At 62.1% G+C, this 12,635-nt stretch carries 13 protein-coding genes; 7 read left to right on the top strand and 6 right to left on the bottom strand.

All coding sequences use genetic code 11. The annotated features are described in order from the left end of the window. Positions 1–26: 26 nt before the first annotated feature. The 4 genes from sdhA to MJ205_RS13455 form a co-directional block, all read right to left on the bottom strand. Positions 27–1,832 carry a succinate dehydrogenase flavoprotein subunit gene (gene sdhA, locus MJ205_RS13470; RefSeq protein WP_239808938.1) on the bottom strand — a complete coding sequence of 602 codons (1,806 nt, stop codon included), beginning with the start codon at positions 1,830–1,832 and terminating at the stop codon, positions 27–29. A 22-nt stretch (positions 1,833–1,854) separates the two neighbouring features. Next, positions 1,855–2,220: a succinate dehydrogenase, hydrophobic membrane anchor protein gene (sdhD, locus tag MJ205_RS13465; protein ID WP_239808937.1), complete on the bottom strand. Its 366-nt coding sequence runs from the start codon at positions 2,218–2,220 to the stop codon at positions 1,855–1,857. A 42-nt stretch (positions 2,221–2,262) separates the two neighbouring features. Next, positions 2,263–2,697 carry a succinate dehydrogenase, cytochrome b556 subunit gene (gene sdhC / locus MJ205_RS13460; RefSeq protein ID WP_239808936.1) on the bottom strand — a complete coding sequence of 145 codons (435 nt, stop codon included), beginning with the start codon at positions 2,695–2,697 and terminating at the stop codon, positions 2,263–2,265. A 135-nt stretch (positions 2,698–2,832) separates the two neighbouring features. Continuing rightward, on the bottom strand, positions 2,833–3,627 hold the full coding sequence (locus tag MJ205_RS13455; protein ID WP_239808935.1) for a GntR family transcriptional regulator: 795 nt from the start codon (positions 3,625–3,627) through the stop codon (positions 2,833–2,835). A 277-nt stretch (positions 3,628–3,904) separates the two neighbouring features. On the opposite strand from MJ205_RS13455, the gene MJ205_RS13450 reads away from it, so the two are divergent. The 6 genes from MJ205_RS13450 (at position 3,905) to MJ205_RS13425 (ending at position 10,674) form a co-directional block, all read left to right on the top strand. Beyond that, on the top strand, positions 3,905–4,891 hold the full coding sequence (locus MJ205_RS13450) for a malate dehydrogenase (RefSeq protein ID WP_230774505.1): 987 nt from the start codon (positions 3,905–3,907) through the stop codon (positions 4,889–4,891). Positions 4,892–4,907: 16 nt separating this feature from the next. After that, positions 4,908–5,696, top strand: a complete 789-nt coding sequence (gene tam, locus MJ205_RS13445; RefSeq protein WP_239808934.1) for a trans-aconitate 2-methyltransferase — start codon at positions 4,908–4,910, stop codon at positions 5,694–5,696. A 12-nt stretch (positions 5,697–5,708) separates the two neighbouring features. Next, entirely contained in the window at positions 5,709–6,695 is a 987-nt protein-coding gene (locus MJ205_RS13440) for an HpcH/HpaI aldolase/citrate lyase family protein (RefSeq protein ID WP_239808933.1), read from the top strand. A gap of 53 nt (positions 6,696–6,748) precedes the next feature. Then, positions 6,749–7,342: a hypothetical protein gene (locus MJ205_RS13435; RefSeq protein WP_239808932.1), complete on the top strand. Its 594-nt coding sequence runs from the start codon at positions 6,749–6,751 to the stop codon at positions 7,340–7,342. A 70-nt stretch (positions 7,343–7,412) separates the two neighbouring features. After that, complete coding sequence (acnB, locus tag MJ205_RS13430; protein WP_239808931.1) at positions 7,413–9,998, top strand: bifunctional aconitate hydratase 2/2-methylisocitrate dehydratase; 2,586 nt, start codon at positions 7,413–7,415, stop codon at positions 9,996–9,998. Between the two features lie 226 nt (positions 9,999–10,224). Next, entirely contained in the window at positions 10,225–10,674 is a 450-nt protein-coding gene (locus MJ205_RS13425) for a hypothetical protein (protein ID WP_239808930.1), read from the top strand. A gap of 75 nt (positions 10,675–10,749) precedes the next feature. Here MJ205_RS13425 and MJ205_RS13420 read toward each other — a convergent pair whose 3' ends face one another. Beyond that, entirely contained in the window at positions 10,750–11,043 is a 294-nt protein-coding gene (locus MJ205_RS13420) for a hypothetical protein (RefSeq protein ID WP_239808929.1), read from the bottom strand. 265 nt (positions 11,044–11,308) lie between these two features. Here MJ205_RS13420 and MJ205_RS13415 point away from each other — a divergent pair, with 265 nt between their 5' ends. Further along, the gene (locus MJ205_RS13415; protein ID WP_239808928.1) at positions 11,309–11,986 is read left to right on the top strand and encodes a 7-cyano-7-deazaguanine/7-aminomethyl-7-deazaguanine transporter; all 678 of its coding nucleotides are present in this window, start codon (positions 11,309–11,311) and stop codon (positions 11,984–11,986) included. A 109-nt stretch (positions 11,987–12,095) separates the two neighbouring features. On the opposite strand, the gene bfr is transcribed toward MJ205_RS13415, so the two are convergent. Continuing rightward, the gene (bfr, locus tag MJ205_RS13410) at positions 12,096–12,560 is read right to left on the bottom strand and encodes a bacterioferritin (protein ID WP_239808927.1); all 465 of its coding nucleotides are present in this window, start codon (positions 12,558–12,560) and stop codon (positions 12,096–12,098) included. Positions 12,561–12,635 lie beyond the last annotated feature (75 nt).

The following is a 12,635-nucleotide window of genomic DNA, read 5'->3' as shown; positions in this document are numbered from 1 at the left end:
GATGTTCTTTCGTGGGCTGCGTGGATTTAGAAGGTACGAACCTTGGGCGGTACCGACGGCACGGTCAGCGGCTTGAGTTGCACGGGCTTGTACTCGAGGCTGTTGGCGGCGCTGTACCACAGCGTGTGCTTGAGCCAGTCGATGTCATTGCGGCCCAGTGGGTACTTGGGATCATCGGCAGGGTGTTCGTAGTCGTCCACGGTGTGGGCGCCACGGCATTCCTTGCGGGCGGCGGCCGAGACCATCGTCGCTTGTGCCACTTCGATCAGGTTGGCCACTTCCAGTGCTTCCATGCGGGCGGTGTTCCAGACCTTGGACTTGTCCTTCAAGGTTACGCCACCAACGCGGGCGCGGATGTCGGCAATCTTCTTGACCCCTTCGTCCATGCTCTTTTGTGTACGGAACACGCCGGCGTGCAGTTGCATGCAGGCGCGGATGTCATTGGCCACGTCCTGCGCGTATTCACCGCTGCTCGACTCGTCGAGCTTGTTCAGGCGCGACAGCGAGAAGTCCGATGCGTTCTCAGGCATGGGCTTGAATTCGCCATAGCCGTTGACGTAGTTGACGATGTGCTTGCCGGCCGACTTGCCAAAGACCAGCAGGTCCAGCAGCGAGTTCGTGCCCAGGCGGTTGGCGCCGTGCACCGACACGCAGGAGCATTCACCCACCGCGTACAGGCCGTTGACAACCTTGTTTTCCTGACCGTCCCAGACAACGACCTGGCCGTTGATGTTCGTGGGGATGCCACCCATCTGGTAGTGGATCGTAGGCACCACAGGAATCGGTTCCTTGGTGATGTCCACGTTGGCGAAGTTGTGGCCGATCTCTTCCACCGACGGCAGGCGCTTGCGGATGGTTTCTGCACCCAGGTGGGTCATGTCCAGCAAGATGTAGTCCTTGTTCGGACCGCAGCCACGGCCTTCCTTGATTTCCTGGTCCATCGAGCGCGAGACGAAGTCGCGCGGGGCCAGGTCCTTCAAGGTGGGCGCATAGCGCTCCATGAAACGCTCGCCGTCGCTGTTGCGCAAAATGGCGCCTTCACCACGGCAGCCTTCGGTCAGCAGCACGCCCGCGCCGGCCACGCCGGTGGGGTGGAACTGCCAGAACTCCATGTCCTGCAGCGGGATGCCTGCACGTGCCGCCATGCCCAGGCCATCGCCGGTGTTGATGAAAGCGTTGGTCGATGCCTGGAAGATGCGGCCTGCACCGCCGGTGGCCAGCAGCACTGCCTTGGCGTGCAGCTCATACAGATCGCCGGTTTCCAGCTCCAGCGCGGTCACGCCAATGACGTCACCGGATTCGTCACGGATCAGGTCCAGTGCCATCCACTCGACGAAGAAGTTGGTCTTGGACTTGACGTTCTGCTGGTACAGCGTGTGCAGCATCGCGTGGCCGGTACGGTCAGCGGCAGCGCAGGCGCGTTGCACCGGCTTTTCGCCGTGGTTGGCGGTGTGGCCGCCAAACGGGCGCTGGTAGATGGTGCCGTCGGGGTTGCGGTCGAAAGGCATGCCGAAATGTTCCAGCTCGTACACCACCTTGGGTGCTTCGCGGCACATGAACTCGATCGCATCCTGGTCACCGAGCCAGTCCGAGCCCTTGATGGTGTCGTAGAAGTGCCATTCCCAGTTGTCGGGCGACATGTTGCCCAGCGAGGCAGACACGCCACCTTGCGCTGCCACGGTGTGCGAGCGGGTGGGGAAAACCTTGGACAAGGCGGCCACGGACAGGCCGGCCTTGGACAGTTCCAGCGCAGCGCGCAGGCCCGATCCGCCAGCGCCGATGATGACGACATCAAACTTGCGCTTGGTGATGTTCTCTTTTGTATAGCTCATTGTTCTCTTTCAATCGCGGGTATCACAGACGCCACAGAACCTGGAGGCCCCAGCCGAGGCAGCCGACCAGCCAGACCAGCACGAAAATCTGCATCACCAGGCGCAGGCCGACGGGTTGGATGTAGTCCATGAAGATTTCACGCATGCCGACCCAGGCGTGGTAGGCCAGCGCGACGAGCGTGCCCACGGTGATGAACTTCATCCACTGGTGGGCGAAGATGCCTGCCCACTGTTCGTAGCCGATGGGGCCTTTGATCATCAGCACCTGCACCAGCAGGGCCACGGTGAACAGGGCCATCAGCAGACCGGTCACGCGCTGGGCCAGCCAGTCGCGCAAACCGTAGTGGGCACCTGTCACGACACGTTTGGAGCCGTAATTGACGGACATGGGGAATCCTTTCTATTTATCAGTGAATGCAGTCGTGGGCGATCAGTACAGGCCAAACAGCTTGGCGCCCAGGATGGCCGTCAGCGCCAGGCTGACGACAAAGCAGGCGAGCGCCGAGTTCTTGCCGAATTCCTTGTTGACCGCCTTGTGCGAGACGTCCATCCAGATGTGGCGCAGGCCGGCGCAGAAGTGGTGCAGGTAGGACCAGATCAGCGCCAGCACGGCCAGCTTGATGAACCAGCCCGGGAAGATGCCAGCGCCGGTGTTGAAGGCGGCGGTGAAGCGGGCGTAGGAGAACTCGGAGGAGATCGAGGTGTCGAGCAGCCAGATCACGAAAGGCAGCAGGAAGAACATGACCAGACCACTGACGCGGTGCAGGATCGACAGCTTGCCGGCCAGCGGCAAGCGGTAGGTGGTGAGGTCCGACAAAGGGTTGATATTGCGAAACTCGGGCCGCTTCTTCGTGGTATCTGTCATGGTGTGAAAACTTTCGTGGATGTAACTGCTATGTAATCGCTAGGCGCAAACCTGCAAAATTTTATTGCAATGCAGCGCGCAGGTCTAAGGGTTTCTCTTTAACCCCGTGGTGACTACTCTGACTTGACCGGTGCATTAGCTCAGGGTATTGCTGTAATGGTGGGTGTCCGTCCGATAAAGACCTCGTCGTAATTCCATGGGAACATCGTTATAGGTGTAAGCAACGCGCTCCACGCTGAGCAATGGAGTGTGCGCATCGACATCGAGCAGTTGGGCCTGGGCGGCATCGGGCAGCACGGCGCGCAGCTTTTCCTGGGCGCGTACCATGCGCACGCCGTACTCCACCTCGAACATGGCATAGGTGGCGCCGGGGTAGTCGCGCATCTGCTCGGCCGACAGGCCCTTGAAGCTGCTGCTGGGCAGCCAGATGTCTTCGACAATCGTCGGAATGCCTGCGAACACGAGCACGCGCCGCACATGGATCAGCGATTCACCGGTGGGCACCTGCAGCAGCTTGCAGATCTCGCTGGGACCCTTGATGCTGCGGCAGGAGATGATGTTGCGCTGGGCAGGGCCTTCCTCATTGAGGTCGCCACTGTCGGGCAGGAGCCGCAGGAAACGGTACTGCACATTGCGCTCGGCATGGGTGGCCACAAAGGTGCCCTTGCCCTGGCGGCGCAGCAGCAGGTTCTCGGCGGCCAGCTCGTCGATGGCCTTGCGCACGGTGCCCTGGCTGACGCGGTAGCGGGCTGCCAGCTCCATCTCGCTGGGGATCATCTCGCCGGGTTTCCAGGCACCAGCCTCCAGGCTTTGCAGGATCAGGCCCTTGATCTGCTGGTAGAGCGGGCTGAAAGCAGGGGTCGCACCACCCACGCTGTCGCCAGCGGACGGGATGCCGGTGTCGTTTGCATTGGGGGTGGAAGATGTCATGCGCTTGTCTTGGGAGAGATTCAATCTCTCGGGTGTCACAGTGGATGTGACATCCAACGGTTCAAAATTACAGCGCGCATTGTATAGCGCATCAGAGGTCAATCATATCTTATATAAGACATAAGACAAATTGACTGAGTGATCTGTTCAAGAGTACACTTACGCGCTGTTTACAGACCTGCCATCGGGGCCTCCCGATCGCTGATTCCAGTCGTTTGACACGTTCTCCGATGCTGGCCTGCTTGGACACCTCATTTCTATTTTCTGGAGTTTTCCCATGAGCAAGAAGCCCGTACGTGTCGCCGTTACCGGTGCCGCTGGTCAAATCGGTTATGCCCTGTTGTTCCGCATCGCGTCGGGCGAAATGCTGGGCAAGGACCAGCCTGTCATCCTGCAACTGCTGGAAATTCCTGACGAAAAGGCACAGAACGCGCTCAAGGGCGTGATCATGGAGCTGGAAGACTGCGCTTTCCCTCTGCTGGCCGGTATCGAAGCCCACAGCGATCCGCTGCAAGCCTTCAAGGACACCGACTACGCACTGCTCGTGGGCGCCCGTCCTCGCGGCCCAGGCATGGAGCGCGCTGACCTGCTGGCTGCCAATGCCCAGATCTTCACCGCCCAAGGCAAGGCCCTGAACGCTGTCGCTTCGCGCAACGTCAAGGTGCTGGTGGTGGGCAACCCTGCCAACACCAATGCCTACATCGCGATGAAGTCGGCTCCGGACCTGCCCGCGAAGAACTTCACCGCCATGCTGCGCCTGGACCACAACCGCGCTGCTTCCCAGCTGGCTGCCAAGGGCGGCTTCAAGGTGGGCGACATCCGCAAGCTGACCGTCTGGGGCAACCACTCGCCAACGATGTACGCCGACTACCGTTTCGCCACCGTGGACGGCAAGTCGGTCAAGGAAGCGATCAACGACCAGACCTGGAACAAGGACGTGTTCCTGCCCACCGTGGGCAAGCGTGGCGCCGCCATCATTGCCGCTCGTGGCCTGTCGTCGGCAGCATCGGCTGCCAACGCCGCCATCGACCACATGCGTGACTGGGCCCTGGGCTCGGCGGGCGAATGGGTGACCATGGGCGTGCCTTCGAATGGCGAATACGGCATCCCTGCCGGCATCATCTTCGGCTTCCCCGTGACCACCGAAAACGGCGAATACAAGATCGTCGAAGGCCTGGAAATCGACGCATTCTCGCAAGAATGCATCGACAAGACCCTGGCTGAGCTGCAAGGCGAGCAGGACGGCGTCAAGCACCTGCTGTAATCCAAGGCCGACCCGCATGCTTGCATGGAATGCCCAGCTCTACAGCCGGTTCGAGGACGAGCGCACGCGCCCGGCCGCCGAGCTGCTGGCGCGCGTGGCGCTGCCCGACGATGCCGCCTATGTGGTGGATCTGGGCTGCGGGCCGGGCAATTCCACCGAGCTGCTGGCCCAGCGCTTCGTGCATGCACGGGTGCTGGGTGTCGACCAGTCGCAAGACATGCTGGCCGCTGCGCGCCAGCGTCTTGCGCATGTGCATTTTGAGCAGGGTGACATCGCCCATTGGCAGGCTCCACTGCACAACGGGCGTTTGCCCGACCTGATTTTTGCCAATGCGGCCCTGCAATGGGTGCCGGACCACGCGCAGCTGCTGCCCCGCTTGATGGGCATGCTGGCGCCCGGTGGCGTACTGGCCGTGCAGATGCCGGACAACCGCGATGAGCCCACCCACCGCCTGATGCGTGAGGTGGCAGCGCTGCAGCCCTGGGCTGCAGAGATCGGCGATCCGCATGCGTTGCGCACGGATTTGCTGTCTTTGAATGATTACTACGATGTGTTGGCCCGTGTTGCGCAGGTGGATGCCTGGCGTACGGCGTACCAGCACCCAATGGACAGTGCGGAGGCGATTGTCCAATGGGTTCGTGGCACCGGTCTGCGGCCGTTTCTCCAGCCTCTGCGTGCCGAGCTGCAAACCAGCTTTGTGGCCGAATACACGCGCCGCATCGATGCTGCCTACAGCCTGCGCAGCGATGGCCGGCGCCTGCTGGCCTTTCCCCGCTTGTTTTTGGTGGCCCGCCGCCCCATCTGACGATCAGTAGCCATGAGTGTTTCCGCCATCCATCCTGCACAGGTACTGCTCGGCGCCCAGTCCGGGGCCCTGGCATTGCCGGTCTGCGACCACTACAGCGGTGTTGAAGACCGCATGCGCAAGAGCCTGGCCTTGCAGGCGCAGATGATGGAAGAGTTTGGCCGCTGCGTGTTCGATGTGACCCTGGATTGTGAAGACGGCGCGGCCGTTGGCCAGGAAAAGGCCCATGCCCGGCTGGTCGCCTCGCTCGCCAGGAACGCCGCACCCGGCGCCCGTGTCGCGGCCCGCGTGCATGCGGCTGACCACGCGGCGCTGGCCGAGGACATCGCCACCATCGCCGGTGAGGCAGGCGAGCAGCTGTGCCACATCATGGTTCCCAAGGTCGAGTCGGCCGATGACATCGACAAGGTCGACCGCTTGCTGCAGGCGGCCACCAGCACCCCGGTGCCGCTGCATGCACTGATCGAGTCGCCCCAGGCGGTGCACCGCGCTTTCGAGATTGCGGCCCACCCCCGCGTGCAGAGCATCAGCTTTGGCCTGATGGATTTTGTCTCTGCCCATGGCGGCGCCATCCCTTCGAGCGCGATGGGTGTGCAAGGCCAGTTCACGCATCCGCTGGTGCTGCGGGCCAAGCTGGAGATCGCCGCCGCCTGCCACGCCTACGGCAAGGTGCCGTCGCACTGCGTGGTGACCGAGTTCAAGAATCCCGATGCGATGGAGCAGGCAGCCCGCCGCGCCTATGGCGAGCTGGGCTACACCCGCATATGGAGCATCCACCCCGCGCAGATCCGGCCCATCCTGCAGGCCTTCGCGCCGACGCAGAGCCAGGTCGATGAAGCGGCCCGCATCGTGCGGGCGGCGGCAGACGCGCAATGGGCGCCGATCAGCGTCGATGGGGTCTTGCATGACCGTGCAAGTTATCGTTACTTTTGGCAAATTTTGGAGCGTGCTGCGCAGACGGGTTGTCCGTTGCCGGGTACAGTGCGGGAGTGGCTGTAACCATCCGGGTCCAGCCCTTTTCCTGTTTCTTGCGTTGTATCGCGGGAGTTGTTATGAAAAATCGCGTGATTTCTTTGTTGGTCTTGGTTCCTGCATTGACTCTGGCCATGGGCAGTGTGCAGGCGCAAGAGAAAAAGGCTGCCAAGCCAGCGGCTGCCAAAACCACTGCGGCCAAGAAGGCACCGGCCAAAAAGGCCCCTGCCAAGCGTGCCGCCACTGCCAAAAAGGGTGCTGCGGTCGCCGCGGGCGCCGGCGCCGCCACTGCGGCCGCCGCCATTCCCGCCCAGCAGACCCTGACCCCTGCCGAACTGGCCATCGCCGAGCAGGTCTACCAGGGCCGCATCAACTGCGAGCTGGGCGCCTCGATCAATATCGCCAAGGACTCGGTCAACCCCGGCTACTTCTTCGTTGAAGGCAAGGGCTTCAAGTACCACATGGCACCGGTGTCCACCTCCACCGGCACCATCCGCCTGGAAGACCAGCACGCAGGCGCCATGTGGCTGCAGGTGGCCAACAAGTCCATGCTGATCAACCGCAAGCTCGGTCAGCGTCTGGCCGACGAGTGCATGAGCCCCGAGCAGAACCAGGTTGCCGAAGCCATCAAGAAAAACCCACCTGCCGCACTGTTTGAAGGCAACGGCCGCTGATAAGAACAGCGGCGCGGATGCCCGACGCCTTGCGAGCGCCCCACCATTGAAATAGAGAACCGGAGAACGTATGTTGAAAGCCTACCGCGACCATGTGACTGAGCGTGCCGCTCTGGGCATCCCCCCACTGCCGCTGGATGCCAAGCAGGTCGCTGACTTGATCGAGCTGATCAAGAACCCGCCTGCCGGTGAAGAAGCATTTCTGCTCGATCTGCTGACCCACCGCGTGCCGCCAGGCGTGGACGATGCCGCCAAGGTCAAGGCTTCCTTCCTGGCTGCCGTGGCACACGGCGACCTGAAAGTGGCGCTGATCTCCAAGGCCAAGGCCACCGAGCTGCTGGGCACGATGGTAGGTGGTTACAACGTTCATCCGCTGATCGAGCTGCTCGATGACGCAGACGTGGCAGCCGTGGCTGCCGATGCGCTCAAGAAGACGCTGCTGATGTTCGACTTCTTCAATGATGTCGCCGACAAGGCCAAGGCCGGCAATGCCAAGGCCAAGGAAGTGATGCAAAGCTGGGCCGATGCCGAGTGGTTCACGTCGCGCCCCGAAGTCGAGAAGAAGATCACCGTCACCGTGTTCAAGGTGCCCGGTGAGACCAACACCGACGACCTGTCGCCCGCACCGGATGCCTGGAGCCGTCCCGACATCCCGCTGCACTATCTGGCGATGCTGAAGAACACGCGCCCTGACGCGGCCTTCAAGCCCGAGGAAGATGGCAAGCGCGGCCCGATGCAGTTCATCGAAGAGCTCAAGAAGAAGGGCAACCTGGTTGCCTACGTCGGCGACGTGGTCGGCACCGGTTCTTCGCGCAAGTCCGCTACCAACTCCATCATCTGGGGCACGGGTGTGGACATTCCCTTTGTGCCCAACAAGCGCTTTGGTGGCGTGACCCTGGGTGGCAAGATCGCTCCGATCTTCTTCAACACACAGGAAGACTCCGGCGCGCTGCCGATCGAAGTGGACGTCTCCAAGCTGGAGATGGGCGATGTCATCGATGTGCTGCCCTACGACGGCAAGATCGTCAAGAACGGCGAGACCATCGCCGAGTTCTCGCTCAAGAGCGATGTACTGCTCGACGAAGTGCGTGCCGGCGGCCGTATCAACCTGATCATCGGCCGCTCGCTGACGGCCAAGGCGCGTGAAGCGCTGGGCCTGCCCGCGTCCACCGTGTTCCGTCTGCCCCAGGCGCCTGCCGAATCCAAGGCCGGCTTCACCCTGGCGCAAAAGATGGTCGGCCGTGCGGTCGGTCTGCCGGAAGGCCAGGGCGTGCGCCCTGGTACCTACTGCGAACCGCGCATGACCACCGTGGGCTCGCAAGACACCACCGGCCCGATGACCCGTGACGAGCTGAAGGACCTGGCCTGCCTGGGCTTCTCCGCCGACATGGTGATGCAGTCCTTCTGCCACACGGCGGCCTATCCCAAGCCGGTGGACGTCAAGACCCACCGCGAACTGCCCAACTTCATCAGCAACCGCGGCGGCGTGGCCCTGCGCCCTGGTGACGGCGTGATCCACAGCTGGCTCAACCGCCTGCTGCTGCCCGACACCGTCGGCACCGGCGGTGACTCGCACACCCGTTTCCCTATCGGTATCTCGTTCCCCGCAGGCTCGGGCCTGGTGGCCTTCGGTGCCGCGACCGGCGTGATGCCGCTGGACATGCCTGAATCGGTGCTGGTGCGCTTCAAGGGCGAAATGCAGCCGGGCGTGACCCTGCGCGATCTGGTGCACGCGATTCCGCTGTACGCGATCAAGGCCGGTCTGCTGACCGTCGCCAAGGCCGGCAAGATCAATGAGTTCTCCGGCCGCATCCTGGAAATCGAAGGCCTGCCCAACCTGAAGGTCGAGCAAGCGTTCGAGCTGTCCGACGCGTCGGCCGAGCGCTCTGCCGCTGGCTGCACGATCAAGCTCAACCCCGAGCCGATCAAGGAATACCTGACTTCGAACATCGTTCTGATGAAGAACATGATCGCCGACGGTTATGCCGATGCCAAGACCCTGCAGCGCCGTATCGAGAAAGTGGAAGCCTGGCTGGCCAAGCCCGATCTGCTCGAAGCCGACAAGGACGCCGAGTACGCGCACATCATCGAGATCGATCTGGCCGACATCAAGGAGCCTATCGTCTGCTGCCCCAACGATCCGGACGACGCCAAGTTCCTGTCCGAGGTGGCCGGCACCAAGATCGATGAGGCCTTCATCGGTTCGTGCATGACCAACATCGGCCACTTCCGCGCTGCAGCCAAGCTGCTGGGCGGCCAGCGTGACATCCCCGTCAAGCTGTGGGTGGCACCGCCCACCAAGATGGACCAGAGCGAACTGATCAAGGAAGGCCACTACGCCGCCTTTGGTACCGCGGGTGCCCGTACCGAAATGCCCGGCTGCTCGCTGTGCATGGGCAACCAGGCCCAGGTGCGTGAAGGCGCCACGGTGATCTCGACCTCGACCCGCAACTTCCCCAACCGTCTGGGCAAGAACACCAATGTGTTCCTGGGCTCGGCCGAGCTGGCCGCGATCGCATCGCGCATCGGCAAGCTGCCGACCAAGGAAGAGTACCTGAAGGAAATGGGCGTGATCGATGCCGACAAGGCTTCCGTCTACCGCTACATGAACTTCAACGAAATCTCGGAATACGCCGAGGTGGCCGAGAAGATCTAAGCCTTTTGGCCCAAGTGCAGGGGTTTGCAGCCTCTGCCCTTCCAACCCGCTTCGGCGGGTTTTTTTATGCCATGTATCTAGGTTTTGCGTGCGGCCCCGTGCAAAAAAAACGGAGGTATGCACAATGTTCGCTGGCCGCAGGCCGTGCCTGTGCGCCGGAGGGCCTGGCCATGGCCAGGCTTGCTTGCCCCATTTGTAGACATGCCCGACGGGAGAAATGAGTCCGATGAAGATGTGGAAATATGTGGTGGCGCTGCTGGTGCCTGGAGTGATGGCCAGTGCCAGCCTGGCGCAAGTGCAGGGTGGCGCCACGGACAGCGCCGCCTCTGCCGAGGTCACCAGCGCGCAGGCGACGCCCTGTGAGGGCGCCGTGATGTATGCACTGGACAACTGGTACCAGGTGCAGCGCTGCGAAAGCGCAGGCTTTTTGCGGGCCGATGAAACCGCCCAGAGCAGCGCCGATTTTCTGGCCGCGCACCAGGGCATCGAGCAGGATGTGCGCAGCCAGAGCCCGCGTGCGCAACAAGCGCTGGCCTTGGCCGGCACCAGTCCCTGGGACTGGAATGACCCGGGCAACCGCAGTACGCTGGAAAACCTCTGCCGCGACACCTTGCAGTCGCAAAAACGCATGGTGAGCGAGCCCAGCTGGCGCGAATCGCTCAGCTGCGCGCGCTGACATGGCGCGGCGGGCAGGGCGCATCAGCGCCCAGCCCAGGTGGGGATCCATTCACTGACGCCTTGCAGGGGGTTTCTAGCCCAGGCGCACGTCGAAGTACGCCTCTTCGACGCCAATCCCCTGAAAGCCTGCCTGCCGTGCCTTGTCGAAGGCCTTGAGCCAGGCGCGTGCCAGCACCTCTTGGCGGGCAGAGATCTCGCCGCCTTCGGCAGCATCGGTGTAGGCACTCAGCGCTTCCAGCATGTCTTGCTCATCGGGGAAAAACTTGCCGATCTCTCTGGCAAAGCGCGCTTCGGCGCGGTGCTTGAGGGCGGGATCAATGCCGTGGCAATCCTGCAGGCTGATGGCGATCGGGGTAGAGACTTCCATAGATTAGATGACTGTTTAAATAAACAGTGCTTAGTATCTCTGCTAACTGTTTATTTGTACAGGTTTTTATCATCGGCCTCTGCATGGGTGTGGCCGGGGACGGACGCGCGCATGCACTCGCGGTCTGGGATTGCACCCTCGCCGAAGCCGGTTTTGCACAGCACGGATACAATACGCCCCCCTGAGTCCAGGAACCTGCGTGGTTCTCGGGCCATTTTTTCGTAGCCATGGGTTCCCTCGCCCCCATTGACCAAAAAGGAATGTCATGAACTCCGCTCATGCCGTGCAGACCCCTGCATCTCGCGTGCCCTTCTATCTGTCCTTGCTGGTGGCCTTCCATATCGCCATCGTCATCGCCAGCAACTACCTGGTGCAGCTGCCCATCTCGCTGTTTGGTTTTCACAGCACCTGGGGGGCCTTCAGCTTTCCCTTCATCTTTCTGGCAACCGATCTGACCGTGCGTCTGATTGGCAAGGCCGAGGCGCGCCGCGTCATCACCCGGGCCATGCTGCCTGCGTTGCTGGTGTCCTATATCGTCGGCGTCATCTTCCATGAAGGGCGCTTCAACGGCTGGGAGGCCCTGCAGACCTTCAACAGCTTTGTGTTCCGCATTGCGCTGGCCAGCTTTGCCGCCTATGTGCTGGGCCAGCTGCTAGACATCCAGGTGTTTGACCGCATCCGCCAAAAGAGCCATGCCTGGTGGATGGCGCCCGCTGCCGCCTCGGTGTTTGGCCAGGCGCTCGATACCGCTGCCTTTTTCTCCATCGCCTTCTGGCGCAGTGCCGATCCCTTCATGGCCGCCAACTGGGTGGAGATCGCGCTGGTGGACTATGTCATCAAGCTGGCCGTGAGCCTGCTGCTGTTTGTGCCCGCCTATGGCGTGGTGCTGGCCGCGCTGGTGCGCTCGATGCGCATGCCGACGGCGCCTGCTGCGGCATCCTGAATGTCTTTGGCAGGTGCCAGCGCCTGAGGGGGCTCTGGGCGATATGCTGCAATAAAAAAGGCCGCCAGAATCAAATCTGGCGGCCTTTTTGCATGGGCGCGGCGTAGCTTCAGGTCTGGCTTTGCAGGTAGTTGGGCAGGCCCATCATGTTGATCAGGCCGAGCTGCTTTTCCAGCCAGTAGGCATGGTCCTCTTCGGTATCGCGCAGTTGGGCCAGCAGAATGTCGCGGCTCACATAGTCGCTGTGCTTCTCGCACAGTTCCATGCCCTGGCGCAGGCCGGCGCGCACTTCGTATTCGGTGTCCAGGTCCTTTTGCAGCATCTCGGGCACGGTGGCGCCGGGCGTGAATTCCTTGGGGCGCATATCGGGACGGCCACCCAGCATCAGGATGCGGCGCAGCAGCGCATCGGCGTGCTGGGTTTCTTCCTGCATCTCATGGTCCAGGCGGGTGAACAGCTTGGTGAAGCCCTGGTCTTCGTAAATGCGCGAGTGGGCAAAGTACTGGTCGCGTGCGGCCAACTCGCCACGCAGCAGGTCCTTGAGGTAATCGACGACGTCGGGATGGCCTTGCATGTTCTTGTTCTCGGTTAAAGTTTGCGAAGCCTGCAGTATCGCGTGTCTGTGTGGCCTTGGTTGCGACAGCAGCCA

This window comes from Comamonas sp. B21-038 (genome assembly GCF_022387135.1).
GTDB classification, from domain to species: Bacteria; Pseudomonadota; Gammaproteobacteria; order Burkholderiales; family Burkholderiaceae_C; genus Comamonas; species Comamonas sediminis.
Note: the sequence above shows the minus strand (reverse complement) of the source record. Positions and strands in the feature narration are given on the sequence as shown.